This window comes from Anabaena sp. TISTR 8404, from assembly GCF_056847745.1.
This window is the reverse complement of record NZ_CP180578.1, coordinates 184,293-206,760: the sequence shown is the minus strand read 5'-3', so window position 1 is coordinate 206,760 and position 22,468 is coordinate 184,293. Positions and strand designations below refer to the sequence as shown.

Genomic DNA, 22,468 nt, shown 5'->3' with positions numbered 1-22,468 from the left:
TGGGGAATAAGAATACTACTTCTGAACGCAACTTAGTATGAATTCTAAATCCTGAACGACAGTTGCGCGACTGTCGGGAGACCATGCGCGGCAGTCTGGTCTTGGGGAACCCCGTCCACCGCAATGCCTCCTCCTGAATTCTATAAAATTAAATTTCTATTAAAATGTGTCAATTACTAGCAGATGTAACAAACTCTACTAAATTTTGGAGGAAAAACCGTTAACTTAATGAGAGCCATAAATGTAATTCAGGCTACATTGACATGCGACTAGAGCAGTTGCAAGCTTTTTTAGCGATCGCGGATACTGGCAGCTTCCAACAAGCAGCCCGACAATGTGGTGTCACTCAATCAACTATCAGTCGCCAAATTCAAGCTTTAGAAGCTGATTTGGGTGTGGAACTGTTTCACAGAAACAGCCATGCTAAATTAACTTTGGGCGGTGAACGTTTATTACCACGTGTCCGCAAGATTTGCCAAGAGTGGCAAATTGCCACACAAGAATTAGCAGATTTAATGGCAGGAAAGCAGCCAGAACTGTGCATTGCCTCAATTCATTCACTCTGCGCTTCTTACCTACCACCAGTATTACAAAAGTTCTGTCATGATTATCCCGAAGTGCAATTGCGGGTAACATCCTTGGGAAGCGATCGCGCCCTCAAAGTTCTCAAAGATGGTTTAGTAGATTTAGCGATCGTGATGAATAATCGCTTTTTAACCACCGGCAGAGAAATGGTGGTGGAAGTTTTATACGATGAACCAATAGAAGTCCTCACCGCAGCTAATCATCCTCTAGCACAATATGAGCGCATCCCTTGGTCAGAATTGGTGCGTTATCCCCAAGTTGTGTTTAAAGATGGTTATGGAATGCAGCGATTAGTACAAGATAAATTTGAGCGCTTAGAAGCTACACTTAATGCTGCTTTAGAAGTCAATACCTTAGATGCGTTTCGTGGAGTGGTGCGTCAAGGCGAATTAATTGCCTTATTGCCTACTTCTGCATTAGTAGAATCACGTCACGACCCCACCTTAGCAGTGCGTTCCTTAGCGAATAATCCTTTAGATAATTCTGGATTAACTCGGCGTGTAGTCATGGTGACAACTCAAGACCGCCTGCAAATTCCCCCGATTAAGCACTTTTGGGAACTTGTATTAGAAAATATTCCCCTGCAATCGCAAGAACAGCGATCAGCTTCCTAAAGTATGATTAGTCAAATGTCCATAGTCAATGGTCAATAGTCTGCACCAATGACAAATGACCAATGACAAATGACCAATGACTAATATGAGCAATATCTTCAGGGAACTACTAAAAAAGGTAGGCAGTGGCAACCACACAGGAGAAAATTTAACTCGTGGTGAAGCTGCGATCGCGACTAAAATGATGCTGCTACAAGAAGCAACACCAGCCCAAATTGGCGCATTTTTAATTGCCCACCGCATCAAACGCCCAACAGGCGAAGAGTTGGCAGGAATGTTAGATGCTTATGATGAACTAGGGCCAAAACTCCAACCAATTACCACTGCACGTCCAGTCATAGTCCTGGGAATACCTTATGATGGCAGAACACGCACCGCTCCCATTAGCCCCGTTACAGCTTTACTCCTCGCTGCTGCTGGACAACCTGTGGTGATGCACGGTGGCGATCGCTTGCCCACAAAATATGGTTTACCTTTAATAGAAGTTTGGCAAAGTTTAGGTGTAGATTGGACTGGTTTATCGTTGCCTAAAACCCAGGAAGTATTTGAACAAACAAAAATTGGTTTTATTTACACACCCAATCATTTTCCGTTAACACAAAGTATTTGGGAATACCGCGACCAACTCGGTAAGCGTCCACCCTTTGCCACAATGGAATTAATTTGGTGTCCTTATGCAGGTGACACTCACTTGATTGCTGGGTTTGTGCATCCACCCACAGAAGCCATGTTTCAATCTGCATTAGAACTAAGAGGGGAAAAAAATTATACCTTAGTTAAAGGTTTAGAAGGTAGTTGTGATTTACCACGCGATCGCACTGCAATTATCGGTTTATCAGCAACTCCGAATTTAGAAAGGTTGCTGTTATCTCATCATGATTACGGCTTCACTAGCAAAAATGTACTTTTGGGAACTACAGAAGAACTCATTAACCAAATTCAAGACGTTCTAGCAGGAAAACCAGGGGAATTAATGCAATCAGCCTTGTGGAATGGGGGATTGTATCTGTGGCGGAGTGGTATTTGTTCAGATATGCGATCGGGTATAGCCAAAGCAGAAGAACTACTAACTAATGGTGCAGTCGCCGCCAAACTTCAAGAACTAAGCCAAATAGTCAATTCCTCTTCCAAGAATACCTTTCAGCATATTTAGTTTGGATGCGATCGCCAACTCTTTGCGTCTTTGCGCGACATAAAAAAAGATGAGACGGTAGAGAAATGATACAAACGGCAATTACAGAAGTAATCACTACTTTAAAAGATGTCCAAACTCGATTTGGTTTAGTCAGGATTGAGGATGAGCCGTTTTTTACAGAGTGGTACGAAAAATTACCAGAAATTACCGAATCCGAAAAAGCATCATTGGATGTTTTGCGGCGGAGATACCTTTACCATCGTGGCGAAGGAGATTTGTTAGAAGGGACAGTAATGTTGCTAGTTGTGTCTCCCTTACTAGCGCTGGCAGGATTTTATGATCCGCCTTTTAAAATTAAGGCTGAACCTTCAGTTGAACTGATTTTAAATGATGGAGAAGAAGTTCTGCGGGTACGAATTGACGTATTAGTGCTGCAAAATCAGTTTTGGGTAGTAGTGCTAGAGTCTAAAAAAACTACACTTTCGGTTTGGTCAGCTTTACCCCAAGCATTGACTTATTTGATAGCTAACCCACACCCTGCTCAAACTGTCTTTGGGATGGTAACTAATGGCGACGATATTTTGTTTATCAAATTGACCCAAGCAGGCATACCTCAATATGACATATCACGAGTTTTTGCTTTGTTAACATCCAAAAAAGAAACATCGGAAATTTTGCAAATTCTCAAGCGTATGGGTCAGGCTATTTCTACCGAACAATAACAACCTATAAATCATGTAGAGACGTTGCAATGCAACGTCTCTTTCAGCTAACGTGATTTTTCACTATATCTTTGTAATCTTCCACAAAGCAAGGTTGTAGTAATTGGCATCAGCACCAACAACATTCGGACTTTCAAAACCGCTGGATGCTAACCAGCCACCTTCATCACCTCGCTGTCCTTTGATTGGCTCTCCAGTGGCAAACAGATATCGTTTTGTCTCTTGATTTTCAATCAGAAAACTATCACCACTGGGGATGATCTTCCATATAGCACGGTTGTAGTAATTAGCATCAGCACCAACGACTTTCGGACTTTCAAAGCCGCTGGATGCTAACCAGCCGCCTTCATCACCTCGCTGTCCTTTGATTGGCTCTCCAGTGGCAAACAGATACCGTTTTGTTTCTTGATTTTCAATCAGAAAACTATCACCACTGGGGATGATCTTCCATATAGCACGGTTGTAGTAATTAGCATCAGCACCAACGACTTTCGGACTTTCAAAGCCGCTGGATGCTAACCAGCCGCCTTCATCACCTCGCTGTCCTTTGATTGGCTCTCCAGTGGCAAACAGATATCGTTTTGTTTCTTGACTTTCAATAAAAACAGGTTTGTTTAGTAAGTCATTGATACTTGCATCTGTGCTTTGATTTGTAACTGTGGTAACTGTGTCCACAGCTGATGCCTTGCCGTTAGCAGTGGTTGTTTTTGTGAAATTGCCTTGGCTGTCGTATGCTAAACCCGATACTACATTGCCTTGAGCATCTAATAGTCTGGCCTCATCTCCTGAATCTTTCCAAAGGGATACACCGCTACCGCAACTAAAACCGCCGGACTCTGGATGTATTTCGTTGGTGTAAACGCGCACGCTTTGTCCAGGAGCTAATGTTGTTCCTTCGGGAAAAGTGAACGCTTTATTGCGTCCTACCCCGGAAGCAAGTTGCCAACCCGATACATCAATGGGAGTCTTTTCCTGATTGGTAATCTCAACGTATTCGTCAGATTGAGTTCTCTTGACCTGATTCTTGTAGATAAGATTGGTAATTTCTACCTGTGGAATTTGCTGGGTCGTCATAATTTTTACTTAAAACTCATGGTAATAGTCAACTGATGACTAACGCACTAATCTCTATGTATGAAGTGCGTAAACATTTAAGTATTTTTTGTATGAAAATATTCTCAACCTCAAAGCAAAAATGCAAGGACAGTTAAGACAGTTAAGAAAATAATTGTAGACAGTTAAGACAGTTAGTAAAAAATTATCTTAAACTGACAATATTTCATCGCTAAAGGTTTTGATATTAAACATTTATAGCAATCCTGTTTGATTTATCAACTACTTGTGAAGACAGGAAATAAGGAATAAGGAGTAGATTTGTTTGTATCTCATTCTAGGATTGCTATATGAATTAGAAGTGATCAGTTGGAATTAAAAAGCTATGTCCAGTTTAGAAGAAGCGATCGCTTGTCCTGTTTGTTATAAAACTCTCACCTCTGCACCACAAGATTGCAATCAGTGCCACAATTACTTTCGTAATGAAGTAGCAAAAATGCCCTCTTGTTTGGTAGATTTAACTCCTGCGCGAGTCAAAGGTGAGATTGATGATGCTGTTGATGCAAAACCTTTACGCACAGAGTTATTTCGCTTACCAATCATTTCCTTTTTATACGAGCGCATCTTACCGCCAGTTTGGGCGATGGGGTTACGTAATTTTGGTGGTATTGATATTGAATTTCAGCAGTGTGTCGAATTTTTTGGTCAAAACTTAAAAGTTGTAGCAGATATTAGTTGCGGTACAGGAATTATTGCCCGACGCTTAGCATTATTGCAGCAATATGAGCAAATTATCGCACTAGATTACTCAGAAGCAATGCTAGGGCAATTACAACAACAAATGCAACTAGATGGGATATCACCATCCCAAATAACCATTATTCGTGGCGATGTAGGAACGTTACCTTTCGCACCAAATTCTCTAGATGCGGTTTATAGTGGCGCTGCTATGCACTGCTGGCCTGATGCTACACAAGGACTACGCAATATTTATCAAGCATTGCGTAGTGGCGGTAAGCTGTTTGCAACTACATTCTTGCAACCATTACCTAGTATAGTCTTTCGCTTTTTCACTCCAGATGAATTGCAACAGATTGCGATCGCCGCAGGTTTTGCTCCAGACTGTGTTCAGGTAGAAACTCACGGAGTATATGCAACTATCCGTTGTATTAAGTAAATCAATGTCCAACCGATAACACTAAACCTTCACAGGCTAGTAAAGCTTGAGGATAGACAGATTGCACATCTGTTTGCACTTTATCTAAAAAATCATCATCGTCGTCTGGATGATGATGGGAGATGACTAACTTCTGCACTGCTGCACTTTGAGCTAATTCTACAGCCGCTTGCCAGTGTAAATCAGATGATTCGTGGTTGTTCGCTGTCGGTGGAATGTAAGTAGCATTAGCAATCAGCAGATCAACACCTTTTACCAGTTGTAAAATCTGTTCTTGATCAACAGGATCAGCATTTTTAGTTAAATCGGTAACATAGGCAATGCTTTTGTTCTGCCAAGAAACGCGGTAGCCAACAGAACGCTGAGTTTGATTGATCAATGCTGTAGCGATCGCCACATCATCTAGCTGCACCTCGTTACCTGGAATTAAATTATAGAACTGCAATTCAGACTGCATCACTTGGAGCGGATAGGGAAAGTGCGGCTGTAGCATTTGATCGCACAGGCATTGTTTAATAGAAGCACTATTAGAAGCAGCCGAACCGTAAATATGAAAGCGGTTTTCTGGGACAAATGCTGGTGCAAAAAAAGGAAAGCCTTGAATGCGATTGGATTGGGAATTGGTAAAAAATAAATACGCTTCTATAGGCTGTTGCAGTTGTCGTAAAAATTTACCGAGTGTGCGTAAGCCAGTTCCACCATCAAAAATCAAGCGTTTACCTGCTACTTGTATTTCTACACAAGCAGTGTTACCGCCATAACGATTAGCATTACTAGCTGGGGTAGCAATCAAACCCCTAACCCCCCAAAATTGCACAAAAAATTCACCCGCTGAACTACTAGGGGATGTAGTTGCGGTTTCAGTTACGGAGCTTTGGGAATCCGACGGCGCAAAATTTGACATTTTTTTGAAAATTAGACCTTACTGAGCAGGTCATCGTAGTGCCGCACTTCTAATAGTCGGTTTTTTTCGTCCACAATGACTACCGTAGGAGAGTAATTTTTTAACTCTTCCAAAGAGAACTGCCCGTAAGCCATTATAATCAAGCGATCGCCTACAATGCCTAGACGTGCCGCTGCCCCATTTAACTCAATGATTCCCGAATTAGCTGGAGCCGTGATTGCATAAGTAATGAAGCGCTCACCATTGGCAACGTTTACTACTTGCACTTGCTCGTAGGGTAAAATCCCAGCTTTTTCTAACAACATTTCATCAATGCTGATACTTCCTACATAGTTGATATTCGCCCCTGTGAGGGTGCAGTTGTGTATTTTTGCCAAAAGGACTGTACGCTGCATTTGGTTTTTAAGTTTTGTGATTGCCTGAGTCTAGTATAAGAAGGCAAGGGTGTAGAGGTGCAGGGGTGTAGGGGTGCAAGTACTTTTTTTAATCAAGAGTTAGGAGTTGAAAATAAACACTCCTAACTCAGCGATGATTATTTAGCAGCTTTGACGCATTTCTCTACTAAGGCTGAGACTGTACCGACATCTTGCCAACCGAGAATTTCTGTGACTTTCTTTTCCAAGTTTTTGTAAGTGCGGAAAAATTCAGCAATTTCGTCTAAACGGTGCGGCGCTACGTCGTTGAGGGATTTGACATGGGAATAGCGTGGGTCTTTGTCTGGTACACAAAGAATTTTTTCATCGCGATCGCCACCATCGATCATCTCCAGCATACCTATTGGTCGCGCAGCAATGATACAACCTGGGAAAGTTGGCTCATCAATAATTACCATTCCATCTAGTGGGTCGCCATCATCAGCCAAAGTATTCGGCACAAAACCGTAGTCGTAGGGATATCTTACCGAAGAATAAAGCACTCGGTCTAAGGCAAAAGCTTCCAGTTCTTTGTCATACTCGTATTTATTCTTGCTCCCGCCTGGGATTTCAATCAGAACGTTAAGAATACCCGGTTTTGGTTGAGCAGGAATACGGGATAAGTCCACAACAAAACTCCTTGGCTAACAGTGAATTGGGGATGCACTCTGTTTAGTTCCCCGTGTAGAATTTTATGGCCAAGATGCACATCTTCCCAAAGTATTCTGCTCTAAAACAAGTATCAAGACGATTAGATGCTTAAGTATCTATCTAAAATGCTTCTGACTCTATTTTGTGACGAAAGCGCAACTGATACCTCCAACTTACTGGGGGTTATTTTTTTGGCAATTAGGCTAAAAAGTGCGATCGCATTTTTCCCTACTCCGGCTTTGTCTAAAGTCCATCGTTGATAAGTCAACTTTATAAAAGCCATCAAACTTTTTTTGTCAAGCCCTGTTGACTATTTGTAACAATATTGTTAAATTTAGTTACATAAGTTAACAAATAAGGAAAAAAACTATGTATACCACTGTTAATGAAGATGGCGTTCTGAACAACTACGCAACTGAACCCCAGATGTACTACGCTGAGTACCCAGCAATTTGGGAACAGCGCCGCTACGTTGTCCAAGGTGCAGTTGCAACTGCACTTGTGACCGCTTTAGTTTTGTTTGCTTTTGTAGTTAGCTAAGATTTTTTGACTTCGGTATCGGTATCTCCCATCAACATTTGGATTTCTCCTTTGACCTCGGTGAGTTTCGCCGAGGTTTTTGTTGTTGAGTTAATATTAAGACTTTCCTCAAAAGTAAAAGATTGACGCAACCGTTCCCAGACTTGTGACCAGCGCTTTTTCATTCACAGAGGCTCGCCTAAAATTTTCGATAACGACACTCTGCGGTTCTCTGCGTCAACCTTTGCGTTACTTTGCGTTGAAAAATTTCAGAACTTCAAATTCCAAGCAGCAATAGCTAAAGCAGCCCAGCCAGCAATAAAAGCTGCACCGCCAAATGGTGTAATAGCACCTAAATATTTCACACCAGTTAAACTCAAAGCGTATAAACTGCCAGAGAAAATCGCAATGCCGATAATAAATAGCCATCCACTAGCAATTAAAGTAGTTGGAGGTGATTCGAGGCGACTGATGAGGAGAGCAACTACTAAAAGTGCAAGGGCATGATACATTTGGTAGCGAGCGCCAGTTTCAAAAATTGTAAGTGATCGCTCGCTAATATGATCTCGCAAAGCATGGGAAGCAAAAGCCCCAGCCGCAACTGACAAACCACCTAAAACGGCAGCTATACTCAAAAAAATCTGCGTCATGAGACTTACTTGTCAACAGATTTAGACATCAAAATGATATGATACAGCCCCTTCTTCATTCACCTTAAAATTCGCATTGAATTCTTTAGCTTTTTCGTCTAAATATTCCCGCGCAATCGATGCAGGTAGCTGTGACTGCATAGCAAAGCCTAAGACAGTAACTCTGCCATGATTTTCTTGTAACATTTGATAGAAAACTGATTGTAGGCGATCGCTTGCTTGTTGCTGAAGTGCTTTTCGTTCAGTTTTACTGCGACGGTATAAAGATAAACTTAACCAACCACCCAAAATTATTGTTGGCACACCATACATCAAACCTTGGCTTGCCGTATTATCAAGTACATAAAGAGCTTCTTTATTGACAAAATCCTTGCTTGAATCTGCCTCATCCCCTGATGGAATTGGCTTAAGCATAGTATTTCTCTGAATTACCGCCGAGACTGATAGTGTTAAAAACATGAATCCGAGTGTCAGTAGCCAACCCGCCGCCAATTTTTCAGCAGTCTTCATAACTCGATTTTAAAATTTAGACTTTGCTTGTGATTTTAACTTCACTTTCATCAACGTTCCAGTCTATCAGTCTGCTTTTGATGACGGTTATTGAATGCATACTTTGTTGGGTTTCGCTGTCGCTCCACCCAACCTACTGTTCTTTACTCAGCACTCAGTACTCAGCACTCATTACTTCCGTGTAGCTTCGAGTAAACGGGAGAAATAGAAGCGAGTTTTAGTCATTTCTTGACGCTGGACTGCAAAGCCATTTTTTTCGATAATCTTTACCACATCAGCTTCTCGGTGCAGATATGCACGAGTTGTCTTGCTTGCACCAGGGAAGAAACTGCCAATTTTCTTGAGTAGGCTGAGGGCGCAAGTTTTGGGTGCAAAACTGATAATTATCCGTGATTCTGCCAAAGAACAAAGGTGAGAAATCATTTCATCGGCTTTGTCTTGGGGGTAGTGGATAAGAACATCCAAACAAATCACGGTGTGGTAACTTCCACTCAAAGATTCTAAATCTTGCACTGCAAAACTAGGATTGGTGGAATTTCCCAAAGCTTCTAAGGCTCGTTGTTTGCCTTCTTCCACCATTTTTTCGGAAATATCGCTGGCATAAACCTTAGCACCTTCTGTTGCTAAGGGAATGCTGAGACTACCTACACCGCAGCCAGCATCGCAGATTGATAGCTGGGATAAATTGCCATCACTTTTCAGCCAGCCGATAACTTTATCCACAGTTTGTTGATGGCCATAGCGGATGTCTAGCTGAACTTTATTGACTTCGCCATCACCATAAATTCGCTTCCAGCGGTCAAACCCTGTGGAATTGAAATACTCACGAACAATCGTTTTATCGTCGGCTGCGTTCATAAACTTCGATTTTTAAGGGTTCCCAATCCTTAAAATTATCATTGTTGGCAGCAAGAGCGATCGCTTTGAGGAGAAAAATCAACTTCCTGCGGAAAAAGGAACAGGAAACAGTGGCTTATTCTTGTCCCTGTTACGAATCTTTGCATTCGTGCGTAAGCGCAAAACTTTGAGGCGACTAGATTTATACTCAGCACTTTCAACTCAGCACTCAGCACTGTACTTGGCACAGTCTGGCTTACTGTTGACTTTTGACTCAGAAATAATCCAAAATCCAAAGTCCGCATATCCTAAAGGGATTTACCAAATATCTGGAAATCTTCTTTAATCTCAGCCGATCAAGTCGCTGAAAAGCCTATGCTAACGGTTAGGTTAATCCACTGGACTTTAGGCACTCAACAGTAAGAACGCACTCGAACAAAGGACAAAGCACAGATGAGTAACATTGTAGATACTGCCATAGAAGCGATCGTGGCACGAGAAATTCTCGATTCCAGAGGTAAACCCACAGTTGAAGCCGAAGTGCATTTGCTAAATGGGGCTGTGGGAGTGGCGCAGGTTCCTAGTGGAGCCTCTACAGGCACTTTTGAAGCCCACGAACTGCGGGACGATGATAAAAGTCGCTACGGAGGTAAAGGGGTTCTGAAGGCGGTGCAGAACATCAAAGAAGTCTTAGCCCCAAAATTGTTAAACTTGGATGCTCTCAACCAAGAACTCATCGACCGAACCATGATTGCGGTGGATGGTTCCGCAAACAAATCGAACTTAGGCGCAAATGCGATTTTGGCTGTTTCCCTAGCAACTGCAAAAGCAGGGGCTGAATCTTTGGGTATTCCTCTATATCGCTATTTGGGCGGGCCTTTGGCGAATTTGTTACCAGTCCCGTTGATGAATGTGATTAATGGTGGCGCACACGCAGCCAACAACGTGGATTTTCAAGAATTTATGATTGTCCCCTTTGGTGCATCTTCCTTCCGGGAAGCTTTACGTTGGGGTGCAGAGGTATTTGCAACTCTGAGTCAGGTTTTGGATGAGAAGGGTTTGTTGACTGGCGTGGGTGATGAAGGCGGTTTTGCTCCTAACCTAGAGTCTAACCAAGTAGCATTGGAATTGTTGGTAGCCGCTATTGAAAAGGCTGGTTACAAGCCAGGGGAACAAGTTGGTCTAGCTTTAGATGTGGCAGCTAGTGAGTTTTACAAAGATGGACAGTATGTTTATGATGGTAAACCTCACTCTCCCGCCGAGTTCATTGATTATTTAGGACAACTGGTTGATAGGTATCCTATTATATCAATTGAAGATGGCTTGCACGAAGAAGATTGGCAAAATTGGCAATTGCTCACCGAAAAATTAGGTTCACGGGTGCAATTGGTGGGGGATGACTTGTTTGTAACTAATCCTACCCGCTTGCGTAAAGGGATTCTGGAAAAAGCTGGTAATGCCATTTTGATTAAACTCAATCAAATTGGTTCTCTGACCGAAACCTTAGAAACCATCGATATGGCAACTCGTAACAGTTTCCGCTCAGTAATTAGCCATCGTTCTGGTGAAACTGAAGACACTACAATTGCCGACCTAGCAGTAGCTACCCGTGCAGGTCAAATCAAAACAGGTTCGCTGTGTCGCAGCGAACGAGTAGCTAAATACAACCGCTTGCTGAGGATTGAGGATGAATTAGGCGATCGCGCCATTTATGCTGGTACTTATCGATAAAGTATGAAGTGTGAAGTATGAAGTATGAAATTTATAACTTCATACTTCACACTTCTGACTTTACACTTCAAGGATAAAATCCCAACTTCGGCAACCCCAAGGTTTCATCCCAGCCCATCATTAAGTTCAAACATTGAATTGCTTGACCCGCTTGTCCTTTAATCAGGTTGTCAATTGCTGACATCACAATTACACGGCCTGTACGCGGGTCAGCTTCTACACCGATGTAACAAAGATTGCTACCACAAGCCCACTTAGTTTGTGGATAAACACCACTTTCGCAGACTTTCACCCAGGGAGAATTGCGGTAGAACGCGTTGTAAATTGTAATTAAATCATCTCTAGCCAAGCCAGGATCGCGCAGTGTGGCATATACAGTCGCCAAAATGCCGCGCACCATTGGTATGAGGTGGGGTGTAAATTGTACAGTCACTTCATGACCCGCTAATTCGCTACAAATTTGCTCAATTTCTGGGGTATGACGGTGACGGACTACTCCGTATGCAGCTAAGGAATTATCAGCCTCAGCCAGTAACAAGTTGATTTTAGCTTGCCGTCCACCGCCAGATGTGCCAGACTTGGCATCGATAATGGCGGTTTCTGGGACAATTAAGCCTTGCTTTAAAAGTGGTGACAACGCTAACAAACTGGCAGTGGGATAGCACCCAGGACAACCAATTAATTGGGCTTCGGCAATGCGATCGCGGTACAGTTCCGGTAAGCCATAAACTGCTGTAGCCGCAGCAGTGCGATCGCTTCTTTCTTGTCCATACCAACTGGTGTAAGTTGCCAGATCGCTAAACCGATAATCTGCGCTGAGATCAAGTACTTTACAGCCTTTTTCTAATAATTGCGGTGCAATTTGGCAAGCCAGACCATTTGGGAGAGACAAAAACACAACTTCACAGCGGTGAGCAATAATTTCTGGCTCTACCGCCTCTATTGGCAAGTTAACTGTATGAGCTAGATGTGGGTAAAGATCCCCAAAAGATTTCCCCGCACTGCTCTCACCGCCTAAATAAACTAGTTCAACTTCTGGATGTTCCATGAGTAATCGAACTAGCTGCACTCCACCATAGCCTGACGCGCCAACAATCCCAACGGGTACGCGTCTAAAATTGCCCATGATTTTGAAATCCTTATCCGCTTTTGATTAATTTATCAGTCAATGGTCATTGGTCAAGAGTCAATGGTCATTTGTCCTTTGTTACGCTTTACGTTTCCATTACTATGACTGTTTCACTATGATTGCACTTTTGTACTAAACCCCAATTTTAACGGCAGAGACTAGGCCATGTTATCGAATCATTGCTAGTGTATTCTCTGTCGTATAAACGAGTTACAATCAAAATATAGAAATTGTTAAAAAAAATTTACTATCACTAACTGGAAGTCTTTTGTGTCAACGCCTAAACCTACACGGCAGTCTTATGACACTCCTGCTGAGAGCGGAAACTCTCAAATGAGTGTAGCTCCTCAAGCAGGTGAAACCACTGATCATACTGCTGCCTCTCACCAAGCTTTTAAATTTGATTCGATTGATGCTGCTTTGGCCGATCTCAAAGCAGGCCGCGTCATTGTTGTGGTAGATGACGAAAATCGGGAAAATGAAGGTGATTTAATTTGTGCTGCCCAATTTGCCACACCGGACATGATCAATTTCATGGCAGTGGAAGCAAGAGGGTTGATATGTCTAGCGATGACAGGCGATCGCCTAGACGAGCTAGACTTGCCGTTGATGGTGACTAACATTACAGATACTAACCAAACTGCTTTTACTGTTAGTATTGACGCTGGTTCCCATTTAGGTGTGACTACAGGTATTTCTGCCGAAGACCGCGCCCGGACTATTCAAGTTGCTCTCAACCCAGCGACAAAACCTTCAGATTTACGCCGTCCTGGACATATTTTCCCAATTCGTGCCAAAGCAGGCGGTGTCCTCAAACGAGCAGGACATACAGAAGCCGCAGTGGATTTGTCTCGATTAGCAGGACTTTACCCGGCTGGGGTGATTTGTGAAATTCAAAACTCTGATGGTTCAATGGCGCGGCTACCCCAGTTAATTGAGTACGCGAGAAACCACAATTTAAAAATTATCAGTATTGCGGACTTAATCAGTTATCGCTTGCAACACGATCGCCTCGTTGTCCGCGAAAGTATTGCCGATTTACCAACTCAGTTCGGTCATTTCAAAATCTACGCTTATCGCCACACCCTAGATAATTGTGAACACGTTGCCATTGTCAAAGGTGATCCCACTACTTTTAAAGATGAGCCAGTTATGGTGCGGATGCACTCAGAATGTTTAACTGGCGACGCTTTGGGGTCTTTGCGTTGCGACTGTCGGATGCAGTTGCAAGCTGCTTTGAAAATGATTGAATCTGCTGGCCAAGGTATCGTTGTTTACCTGCGTCAAGAAGGTCGGGGTATCGGCTTGATTAATAAGCTCAAAGCCTACTCGCTACAGGACATGGGACTTGATACAGTAGAAGCCAACGAGCGTTTAGGATTTCCCGCTGACCTGCGCGACTACGGTATGGGAGCGCAAATGCTCATGGATTTAGGCGTTAAAAAAATCCGCCTGATTACCAATAATCCTCGGAAAATTGCTGGCGTTAAAGGCTATGGCTTGGAAGTTGTAGATCGTGTGCCGTTATTAATTGAGGCAAATGACTACAATTCTTATTACTTAGCAACCAAGGCGAAAAAGCTAGGTCATATGCTGTTGCAGACCTACCTAGTAACGATCGCAATTCACTGGCAAGATGACCCCCAATCAATCACAAAACGTTATGAACGTTTAGAAAAATTGCGGCATTTAGCCAGAACTAATGATTTATTATTGCAGGAAGAAGCCCGTCCTTTGGCGATCGCTTTATTTGACGAGCCATCTTTGACAGTACACTTAGGTTTTGACCAACCAAAAGTAGCCAGCTGTGATTGGTACAAGCAAACAAGTCATCCTTATTTGCAAGCGGTCTTCCAAATTCTAGATAATCTAGCAACCTTACCTTACATTCAGAAACTAGAATTTCTAATTTCTTCTGGTAGCGATCCCTTAACTAATTTGCAAATTCAACTTGACCGCCAAATATTATCTTTAGATACTTTGCCTTCATCTATTAGCGATAGTCTCGAAAAGCAGAAAATTTATAGCTTTACCAAGCAATCTTAATAACGCTTTTTCTTCTCCTCCAAAGGCTTAGATCCCTGACTTCTTTGAGAAGTCAGGGATATTTTTATTCTAAAAAATTTATATCTGCCAGAATAGAGTCAAATTTAACTAAACTTTAGCTATGTAATTTAAACTTAATAATTTTTATAAATTTGAGGTAATAGTTATAAATTTGATGATAAGTAGGTGGACGCAATTATTTACAAGACGCATTTCGACTACGCTCAATGCTCAATAAGCTGGCTAGAAGAGGGTTGAGCGTAGTCGAAACCCAGTAATCTCAAGTTAGGTTTAATTTAGTCCTTCTACTTATATGAATCTGTTTTTTAAAAATCATATAAAAATGATTGACAGTAAATTTATGTATTAAATAAAATACAGCCAGAATTAGATTATATCTAATAGCAAAATTTAAGTAAATTCTTTGCTGAAAGAATAATAACAAGCAACACAAAAGAATTGGGATAAAATTTATGAAAGCTCAAATCATCGCTGCTTTAACAATTGTGGCAGCTATTGTCAGCTTAAAAAGCCCGGTTCACGCTCAGTCACTAGATACTCTCAGCGCCAACGATACAAGCTACAAAACAACTAGTGATTCTCTAGAAGGAATTGGTAATAGAACAGCAGAAGATGACTTCATGAAATTCTTTGAAGGAGGAAATATAAACGTCACCTCCAACAATAATCAAAGAAATCAACTATCATCTGATAGACTGCGCTTTAATCAATCAATACTATTACCCAGTACTCCCATTTTTTTACAGCCAGCTTTGTCTACAAATGGTAATGATGGGTTAGAAGTGCAGTTAGATTTAGGGAGTTAAGCACATAAAGTGCTGGTCGAGATAACCCTAATTTCCATATATTAGATGAACATTGCAAGAGTTCAAAACCTCAGTCTCTTTTGAGAAACTGGGGTTTCTTTGTGTTAATTTTGCCAGCAATTATAGGACTCATATTTGATTAATGAAAAAACTCAGTATACCTTAGAGAGCCTTCTTTCCTGTTCCCTGTTCCCTGTTCCCTGTTCCCTGACTACGTAGATCGTTTCAGAAATCAAACCGGATTCCTATATCTAAATTGGACAAGGAAGTATACTTTTAAACTGTAAGAACCGCTTGGAAGCCAAGATTTTTAATTTAAAATCCAAAATTGCCGTTATAAGTATTTAGCCTGGCTTATGGTAGTTTAAAGTTACGTCCATATATTACAATATGTGAACTTTACCTTATGACTGGAGAGCAAAACCTTGGGTATAGAACTACGCAGTTTCGTATTTCTTGACAGCTTGCAACCGCAACACGCAGCATATATGGGAACAGTAGCTCAAGGTTTCTTGCCATTACCAGGAGATACATCACTGTGGATTGAAATCTCTCCTGGTATTGAAATCAATAAAATTACTGACGTAGCATTGAAAGCCGCCTCTGTTCGTCCGGGAGTGCAAGTAGTTGAGCGATTATATGGTTTATTAGAAGTTCATTCTGGTTCTCAAGGGGAAACACGCACAGCTGGTCAAGCTATTTTGGATATGCTGGGAGTCAAGCGAGAAGAATGTCTCAAACCGCGTGTTGTTTCTAGCCAAATTATTCGTAACATTGATGCTTACCAAACACAACTAATAAATCGCACCCGGCGAGGACAGCTGTTACTAGCAGGACAAACCTTGTACGTATTAGAAGTTGAACCAGCTGCTTACGCTGCACTCGCAGCTAATGAAGCAGAAAAAGCTGCTGCAATCAATATTCTTGAGGTACAAGCTGTAGGTAGTTTTGGCAGACTCTATTTAGGTGGGCAAGAACGAGATATTCTAGCAGGTGCAAGGGGAGCCTTAACCGCAATTGAAAGTGTAGCTGGTCGGACAAATCCCAATAGTGGCCGCCAGGAGTAAAGGAGAGAAAATGGCAAATCAAGAGCATCTGGTTTTACTGAAAGCAGGTGCAGTTACCTGGAGTGAATGGAGACAGAAAAATCCTGACCTTCAACCAGACCTCAGCGCTGCAAATTTGCAAGGAGATAACCTCAGAGGTGCGAATCTCCAAAAAGTCAACTTGGCCAAAGCAGATTTAAGCCAGGCTTTACTCGTGCGTGCTAATCTCAACGGTACAGACTTTAGTGGCGCAAATCTTTACCAAGCCAAGCTAATTGAAGCAAATTTAAGTACAGCTAATTTTAGTGTGGCTAACTTGAGAGGTGCATCTCTTATACAAGCAGATTTAACAGGGGCTAACTTCATTGGTGCTGATTTGAGTGAAGCAAATTTGAAACAAGCGGCGATCGCAAATGCTATCCTCATAGGTACAGATTTGAAAGATGCTAACCTCAGAGATGCTGATTTAGGTGCAGCCAAACTTATTCGTGCTAACCTTGCCTACGCAAACCTGATTGAAGCTAACTTAATTACAGCCGACCTCAGTAAAGCCAATCTCTACAAAGCTGACTTAATTGGAGCTTACCTTTACAAAACAGATTTGTGCAATGCCAATCTCAGTCATGCTTACCTAAGTAGTGCATATATGTTACAAGCTAATCTCAGTGAAGCTGATTTAACAGGCGCTAACTTGAGTTATGCTCACCTCCAAGGAGCAAACTTGGCAGGAACTAACCTGACTGGCGCTAACTTGACTGGTGCTAAACTTCGCGGTGCTAATCTCATTGGCGCAAATCTTCAGGATGCAATCATACCTGAAGTGTGTAATTAAATCTCACCCTTCGCGCAATGGAGGATGAGTTTGGTGAAACAGATGAAATAAGGGAGAGTATCAAAGCAGGCGATCTTTGTCAGCATCCCTGATGCCAGGTTTCCTTCAACAAGTGTTTTAGTGAATCCGTTAATTGTATAGACACCTTTATCTACCGAAAAATCGAATTATTCTTGAATTTACTACAAAAAGGGGAAGGGAGCAGGGAAAACGCACCTTATTTCCTAACAAAAACTAATAAGGATTTCAAAATCATTTTCATAAGTGCAAAACTTGACCAAAATATAAATAGAACAAATCGATTTTTTTGCTAACAAGTAAATTAGCTTATCGCTAATGAAATAACTCTTGTTTAAAGATAAATTAGCTAACTATTCAGCTATAAATAAGTAAGCTTACCCTTAAAAATAAGCAACAATCTTAACCAAATTATTGACAAGCTAGTTTACGCTAAAGCTAAAACTCTTTCTAAATAGTTATTATCCATTGCTGCCAAAAACTGTTTATTTTTGATTCCCCGCTTCACACGTTTCTCTTTACCTAAAAGATTTACTGCTATCTGCCGCATCACTGCAAAATTTTGTGGAGCATTATCTTTCCTAATCCGGCAGTCATCTTCTTTTAAAGCTACATCTAATACCCAATGTAACGAATTTTCTATGCCCCAATGACTGCGAACACAATTAGCAAATTTTTTCGCATCATTCTCAAGACTGCTAATATAATAACGAGTCTCCACTGTTGTTTTACCATCTATTTGTCGAACAGACTCTACCATCCCAACACTTTTTAAGTTTGACCAAACTGAATCTGGGTCAAGCTGAGATTCAATTCCAGATAACATCACATAATTGCGGATTTCATCACGACCATGCCCCGTTTCTTCTGTTTTATATGTGCTATGGTGAAGCCCTTCAAACCCTGTGCTTATTCCTGTTCTTAATAGTTCTTCTACTAACTCATATAGATTACCCTGATTCTTTTTTAAGGTGATTACATAATCTGCGTTTTGTTGCGTAATTAACTTCACAATTTCTTTTTGGCAACCGATTGCATCAATTGTCACGATACAACCATTCAACTCTAAAACATTCAGTAGTTCTGGGATAGCTGTAATTTCATTAGATGCTTCGTTTACTTTTACCTGTCCCAACACTAATTTATTCGTAGTTGCCCATGCACTTACCATTTGAATCGCACTCTGACCACTACTTTTATCATAAGAACCACATAAAGTTTTACCGTCAATTGCTACAACTTCACCATTTGTTATCTTCTGAGTTGATTTTATCCAGTTTAAGAAACATGACTGAAATTGCTGTGGATTCAATTGTGCAAACACTCTTGCAAATGTATCGTGTGATGGTATTCCGTTTGGTAACTCCAAAAATGTTTTTAACCACTCATACTTTGTGCAGCCATACAATTCTATTGCCACCCAACTATCTGCTCCACAGATTACTGCACAAATCGCAATTGTCAAAATATCAATTAGCTTATGTAATCTTGTGCGGTCTACTCTTGGATCTGACATCTGTGCAAAATGGTCAGCTATTGTGATTTTGGGCTTGAGCTTCATCCAAACGTCAGTGTAGCGTGCTTTTTTTCTTGAGGATACTTTTTGACAATACCATACCGAGTTTATGTTCTGTATCCCTACTCTCTTCTCAACCGATCAGTTCTTATTGTTACTGATGGCTTACGGTTGTACTTCCAAGCCTCTTCTTTCGTTCTGTGCATCAATATTTAGATGCGTTTGCCCTGGGGAAGGGAGAGGCTGCCTGCGGCAGCCTCTCCCTTCTTACCATCGGAATGATTATTATTCTTATACACTGTATATTTTAATTTCTGGAAGTCCCTAATTAGTGTTGCATAAGAACTAGACATAATACCTGTATGTTTGTATTCTAAATAGCACATTCTCAATACGATTCGGATAATAAATTTCCTAGCGAAGGCAAGCAGTGCTAAAAGAATGCACAAATTCAGGGAAGAGAACTTGCTGTAAGATTTTTCCTCTGCTGCCAGGCGAAGATAAGTCTTAACTGAACGTCATTGTGACTACTGCCACTACAATTATCTGTTAACAGTAAATTCTCAACTTTTCAGAGTTTTGCTTCATTAGCCATCTTCCACCACTCTGAAATAAGAAGAATTCAGAAGCTAGAATTCAGAATCTATAAGTTGGAGTAAAACACCAACCATTGTCTGGAAGAGTTTGCTCCAGTCGGGCCACTGCCTTGCCGAGGTTCTCTCCGTTGTAACAAGTGCCTTGGCAAAGCTACCCACGCAAATTTTTGCTTTCTTGTTGATCACCAAATTTCTAATTTGGTGTAGTATTTCAGGATTGATTCATCTACCATTCCCACAGAATTAAGTATGAATTGTGGCTTTTGATTCTTGAATTCTATTCAAATAAATTACTCATTTTCTGCATACAGAAAAACTATCAGATTCTTCTTTTTCTACTAAATATCAATTATTCGCAGCTAAATCCTTTTCCTACTTTTACTAAATGTATAAACCTGTACTAACGATTTTTTACCAGTTCAATCCTTGGCATAGTACTATTGGCGGAATTCAAACGCTAGTTAGCTTGTTTATCAAGTATGCACCTAGTGAATTTGATCTGCGGCTGGTAGGAACAGGACATGATAGATGTCAGCCAAATCTGAAGTGGCAAAAAGCAGAATTTGCTGGTAGAGAAATTAGTTTTCTGCCTTTATTTACTTTAGAAAATGATAATGTTCGGAGTTTAATACCAACCACGGTTAAGTATACGAATGGACTTTTAGGGCGTTGCTTTGCTTCAGATTTTATGCATTTTCATCGGTTGGAACCAACTTTAGCTGCATTGAATTGGCAGGGAGAGAAAACCCTGTTTATTCACAATGACATTCATCAACAAATGCAACCTAAGGGTGACAAAAAATCAATTCTATGGCGTAGATTTCCGGCTGCATATTTTGCTTTGGAAAGTTTGTTAATTCGTCAGTTTAACCAGATTTTATCGTGTAATAGTGATTCTGTTAAATTCTATAGTCAACGTTATCCTACTTTGAGCGATCGCATTTCTTACATCAAAAATTCATTTGACAACGAAATTTTCTATCCGTTGAGTCATCAAGAAAGGGAAGCAAAAAGGTGCGAACTAGCTTTGAGATTGGGTTTGGTTCCCGAAACACGTTTTATTCTTTTTGCTGGTCGCTTGCATCCACAAAAAGATCCACTTTTGTTAGTACGTGCATTTGCGGCTTTAAATGAATCTCATACTCATCTACTCATAGCTGGAGATGGAGAATTAGCCACAAAAATTCGTGCTGAAATTGGTCGTCTTGGTTTAACTGAACGAGTGACAATGCTGGGAGCAGTTAACCAAACAGAACTATCAAAGTTGCATCGGATTTGCAATGTCTTTGTTCTTACTAGTGCCTACGAAGGTTTACCTTTGGTGGTTCTAGAAGCACTTGCTAGTGGGACTCCAGTAGTTACAACTCGCACTGGTGAAACTCCAAAATTGCTGACAGATGATAGTGGAATTGTGTGTTCTCAACGTACTCCAGAATCCATAGCAGACAGCATACGCCAAGTACTATTACATCCAGAAGATTATCCTAGTGTTTCTTGTGCGCAAACTGCACGTCCCTATGCTGCTTGCAATGTGATCAGGGATATCTATAGTGAAATGCTAAATCGCTGGGAATTACGTACTTTCTCAGCAGTGAGTTCATAAATAAAACTAATATTTTTGGGAAAAATTCATGAAGATTGCTGTTATTGGTGTCAAAGGTCTACCACCCAGACAGGGAGGCATTGAACATTACTGTGCAGAAGTGTATCCTCGGATGGTACAGCAGGGTCATAGTGTTGATTTATTTGCCCGGTCTTCCTACACTGATTGCCGTTGGTTTGATCATTATGACTTTCAGGGTGTTCAAGTTATTTCTTTGCCTGGTTTTGATTTTAGAGGTATAGATGCTTTTATTAGCTCTGCTTTGGGAGCGATCGCTGCTTCTGGTACGCAGTACGATATCATTCATTTTCATGCCCTTGGCCCATCTCTTTTTACTTGGTTACCAAGACTGACCGCCAAAAAGGCAAAAATTGTTGTTACCTGTCAAGGTTTAGATTGGCAACGGGCTAAGTGGGGTCACTTTTCTAGTCGCCTAATTCTCACAGGAGAAAAGACAGCCGTGCGCTTTGCTCACGGGCTAATAGTAGTTTCAAAAGCTTTACAATCTTATTTTTTGCAAACTTACGGTCGGCAGACAGTCTACATCCCTAACGCAGCTGCCAACTATGCTGAATCAGATCCTAATTTTTCTTATGGCACTTCTCTCAATTTAATCCAAGGGCGCTATATTCTATTTTTAGGCAGACTTGTACCAGAAAAGCGCCCTGACTTACTGATCGAAGCTTTCTGTAAACTCAAACCGCCAGGATGGAAACTGGTTTTAGCTGGTGGCATTAGCGATACTAAGCCTTATGTCTCCAAGTTATTAAATACTATTGCCGAGCATCGAGAAGTCATATTTGTCGGCGAACTGCGCGGAGAACGTCTAGCAGAGATTGTTCGGGGAGCCGGGTTATTCGTCTTACCCTCTGATGTGGAAGGATTACCTTTAGCGATGCTAGAGGCAATGCGAGAAGGTATTGCGGTAATGGCAAGTGATATTCCGCCCCATCAGCAGTTGTTAAGTGAGCAACGTGGCATCCTCTTTCAAGCGGGAAACCAAGACTCTTGTATTAGTTGCTTAAACTGGGCGATTAATCATCCCCAGGAATTAGCAATCATGGCTCATAATGCCCAAAAGTATGTAGAACTCAATTATAGTTGGGAACAAATTACCACTGAAAATTTGAAATTATATAGAACACTGTTGAATTCCCCTGCAACTATCAATACATCCGAATCTCATGCTATGAGAATAGGTGGAGTTAACTCAATACCACAAACTCCAAGTGCAGTTATTGCACATAAAGCTGTAATTTCTGAACATGCCACAGTCTCAGAAAAATAATTATTTTGTGTAATTAAATTCAAAAATATCTAGATTTCTGCACAGAGAAAATCAAGTTGAATTCCA

23 protein-coding genes are annotated in these 22,468 nt (G+C 41.2%); 12 read left to right on the top strand and 11 right to left on the bottom strand.

What is annotated here, in order from left to right; translation table 11 throughout:
• Positions 1 to 263: 263 nt before the first annotated feature.
• From ACMX3D_RS00995 to ACMX3D_RS00985, 3 genes are all read left to right on the top strand, one after another.
• Positions 264 to 1,199: a LysR family transcriptional regulator gene (locus ACMX3D_RS00995; protein WP_482749639.1), complete on the top strand. Its 936-nt coding sequence runs from the start codon at positions 264 to 266 to the stop codon at positions 1,197 to 1,199.
• 85 nt (positions 1,200 to 1,284) lie between these two features.
• Complete coding sequence (locus ACMX3D_RS00990; protein WP_482752253.1) at positions 1,285 to 2,352, top strand: anthranilate phosphoribosyltransferase family protein; 1,068 nt, start codon at positions 1,285 to 1,287, stop codon at positions 2,350 to 2,352.
• Between the two features lie 65 nt (positions 2,353 to 2,417).
• Complete coding sequence (locus ACMX3D_RS00985) at positions 2,418 to 3,056, top strand: type I restriction endonuclease (protein WP_482749638.1); 639 nt, start codon at positions 2,418 to 2,420, stop codon at positions 3,054 to 3,056.
• A gap of 63 nt (positions 3,057 to 3,119) precedes the next feature.
• On the opposite strand, the gene ACMX3D_RS00980 is transcribed toward ACMX3D_RS00985, so the two are convergent.
• The gene (locus ACMX3D_RS00980; protein ID WP_482749637.1) at positions 3,120 to 4,130 is read right to left on the bottom strand and encodes a lamin tail domain-containing protein; all 1,011 of its coding nucleotides are present in this window, start codon (positions 4,128 to 4,130) and stop codon (positions 3,120 to 3,122) included.
• 364 nt (positions 4,131 to 4,494) lie between these two features.
• Here ACMX3D_RS00980 and ACMX3D_RS00975 point away from each other — a divergent pair, with 364 nt between their 5' ends.
• On the top strand, positions 4,495 to 5,286 hold the full coding sequence (locus ACMX3D_RS00975; RefSeq protein ID WP_482749636.1) for a class I SAM-dependent methyltransferase: 792 nt from the start codon (positions 4,495 to 4,497) through the stop codon (positions 5,284 to 5,286).
• A gap of 1 nt (position 5,287) precedes the next feature.
• Here the strand turns inward: ACMX3D_RS00975 and ACMX3D_RS00970 are convergent, their stop codons facing one another.
• The 4 genes from ACMX3D_RS00970 to ACMX3D_RS00955 form a co-directional block, all read right to left on the bottom strand.
• The gene (locus ACMX3D_RS00970) at positions 5,288 to 6,190 is read right to left on the bottom strand and encodes an MBL fold metallo-hydrolase (RefSeq protein WP_482749635.1); all 903 of its coding nucleotides are present in this window, start codon (positions 6,188 to 6,190) and stop codon (positions 5,288 to 5,290) included.
• An 11-nt stretch (positions 6,191 to 6,201) separates the two neighbouring features.
• A complete protein-coding gene (gene panD, locus ACMX3D_RS00965; protein WP_482749634.1) occupies positions 6,202 to 6,585 on the bottom strand; it encodes an aspartate 1-decarboxylase in 384 nt (127 codons plus the stop codon).
• Between the two features lie 137 nt (positions 6,586 to 6,722).
• Positions 6,723 to 7,232, bottom strand: coding sequence for an inorganic diphosphatase (locus ACMX3D_RS00960; protein ID WP_482749633.1), 510 nt, complete (start codon positions 7,230 to 7,232; stop codon positions 6,723 to 6,725).
• A 122-nt stretch (positions 7,233 to 7,354) separates the two neighbouring features.
• The gene (locus ACMX3D_RS00955) at positions 7,355 to 7,537 is read right to left on the bottom strand and encodes a hypothetical protein (RefSeq protein WP_482749632.1); all 183 of its coding nucleotides are present in this window, start codon (positions 7,535 to 7,537) and stop codon (positions 7,355 to 7,357) included.
• A gap of 86 nt (positions 7,538 to 7,623) precedes the next feature.
• Here ACMX3D_RS00955 and psb34 point away from each other — a divergent pair, with 86 nt between their 5' ends.
• Positions 7,624 to 7,794, top strand: a complete 171-nt coding sequence (gene psb34 / locus ACMX3D_RS00950; protein ID WP_482749631.1) for a photosystem II assembly protein Psb34 — start codon at positions 7,624 to 7,626, stop codon at positions 7,792 to 7,794.
• Here the strand turns inward: psb34 and ACMX3D_RS00945 are convergent.
• The 4 genes from ACMX3D_RS00945 to bchM all read right to left on the bottom strand — a co-directional run bounded on the left by ACMX3D_RS00945 (position 7,791) and on the right by bchM (position 9,791).
• Complete coding sequence (locus tag ACMX3D_RS00945) at positions 7,791 to 7,958, bottom strand: hypothetical protein (protein ID WP_482749630.1); 168 nt, start codon at positions 7,956 to 7,958, stop codon at positions 7,791 to 7,793. The two genes, psb34 and ACMX3D_RS00945, sit on opposite strands and share 4 nt — an antisense overlap.
• Positions 7,959 to 8,042: 84 nt before the next feature.
• Positions 8,043 to 8,423: a DUF423 domain-containing protein gene (locus ACMX3D_RS00940; protein WP_482749629.1), complete on the bottom strand. Its 381-nt coding sequence runs from the start codon at positions 8,421 to 8,423 to the stop codon at positions 8,043 to 8,045.
• Between the two features lie 21 nt (positions 8,424 to 8,444).
• Positions 8,445 to 8,933: a hypothetical protein gene (locus tag ACMX3D_RS00935; RefSeq protein ID WP_482749628.1), complete on the bottom strand. Its 489-nt coding sequence runs from the start codon at positions 8,931 to 8,933 to the stop codon at positions 8,445 to 8,447.
• 171 nt (positions 8,934 to 9,104) lie between these two features.
• On the bottom strand, positions 9,105 to 9,791 hold the full coding sequence (gene bchM / locus ACMX3D_RS00930) for a magnesium protoporphyrin IX methyltransferase (protein WP_482749627.1): 687 nt from the start codon (positions 9,789 to 9,791) through the stop codon (positions 9,105 to 9,107).
• 432 nt (positions 9,792 to 10,223) lie between these two features.
• On the opposite strand from bchM, the gene eno reads away from it, so the two are divergent.
• The gene (eno, locus tag ACMX3D_RS00925) at positions 10,224 to 11,501 is read left to right on the top strand and encodes a phosphopyruvate hydratase (RefSeq protein WP_482749626.1); all 1,278 of its coding nucleotides are present in this window, start codon (positions 10,224 to 10,226) and stop codon (positions 11,499 to 11,501) included.
• Between the two features lie 67 nt (positions 11,502 to 11,568).
• On the opposite strand, the gene argC is transcribed toward eno, so the two are convergent.
• Complete coding sequence (argC, locus tag ACMX3D_RS00920) at positions 11,569 to 12,627, bottom strand: N-acetyl-gamma-glutamyl-phosphate reductase (RefSeq protein WP_482749625.1); 1,059 nt, start codon at positions 12,625 to 12,627, stop codon at positions 11,569 to 11,571.
• A gap of 336 nt (positions 12,628 to 12,963) precedes the next feature.
• On the opposite strand from argC, the gene ribBA reads away from it, so the two are divergent.
• The 4 genes from ribBA (at position 12,964) to ACMX3D_RS00900 (ending at position 17,381) form a co-directional block, all read left to right on the top strand.
• On the top strand, positions 12,964 to 14,676 hold the full coding sequence (ribBA, locus tag ACMX3D_RS00915; RefSeq protein WP_482749624.1) for a bifunctional 3,4-dihydroxy-2-butanone-4-phosphate synthase/GTP cyclohydrolase II: 1,713 nt from the start codon (positions 12,964 to 12,966) through the stop codon (positions 14,674 to 14,676).
• A gap of 473 nt (positions 14,677 to 15,149) precedes the next feature.
• Positions 15,150 to 15,503 carry a hypothetical protein gene (locus ACMX3D_RS00910; protein WP_482749623.1) on the top strand — a complete coding sequence of 118 codons (354 nt, stop codon included), beginning with the start codon at positions 15,150 to 15,152 and terminating at the stop codon, positions 15,501 to 15,503.
• Positions 15,504 to 15,928: 425 nt separating this feature from the next.
• On the top strand, positions 15,929 to 16,570 hold the full coding sequence (ccmP, locus tag ACMX3D_RS00905) for a beta-carboxysome protein CcmP (RefSeq protein ID WP_482749622.1): 642 nt from the start codon (positions 15,929 to 15,931) through the stop codon (positions 16,568 to 16,570).
• A 10-nt stretch (positions 16,571 to 16,580) separates the two neighbouring features.
• Positions 16,581 to 17,381: a pentapeptide repeat-containing protein gene (locus tag ACMX3D_RS00900; protein WP_482749621.1), complete on the top strand. Its 801-nt coding sequence runs from the start codon at positions 16,581 to 16,583 to the stop codon at positions 17,379 to 17,381.
• A 445-nt stretch (positions 17,382 to 17,826) separates the two neighbouring features.
• On the opposite strand, the gene ACMX3D_RS00895 is transcribed toward ACMX3D_RS00900, so the two are convergent.
• Positions 17,827 to 18,960, bottom strand: coding sequence for an ISAs1 family transposase (locus tag ACMX3D_RS00895; RefSeq protein WP_482747696.1), 1,134 nt, complete (start codon positions 18,958 to 18,960; stop codon positions 17,827 to 17,829).
• Between the two features lie 936 nt (positions 18,961 to 19,896).
• Between ACMX3D_RS00895 and ACMX3D_RS00890 the strand changes: the two genes are divergently transcribed.
• Together ACMX3D_RS00890 and ACMX3D_RS00885 are read left to right on the top strand one after the other, a co-directional pair.
• The gene (locus ACMX3D_RS00890; protein WP_482749620.1) at positions 19,897 to 21,114 is read left to right on the top strand and encodes a glycosyltransferase; all 1,218 of its coding nucleotides are present in this window, start codon (positions 19,897 to 19,899) and stop codon (positions 21,112 to 21,114) included.
• A 28-nt stretch (positions 21,115 to 21,142) separates the two neighbouring features.
• Complete coding sequence (locus ACMX3D_RS00885) at positions 21,143 to 22,402, top strand: glycosyltransferase family 4 protein (RefSeq protein ID WP_482749619.1); 1,260 nt, start codon at positions 21,143 to 21,145, stop codon at positions 22,400 to 22,402.
• Positions 22,403 to 22,468: the final 66 nt, after the last annotated feature.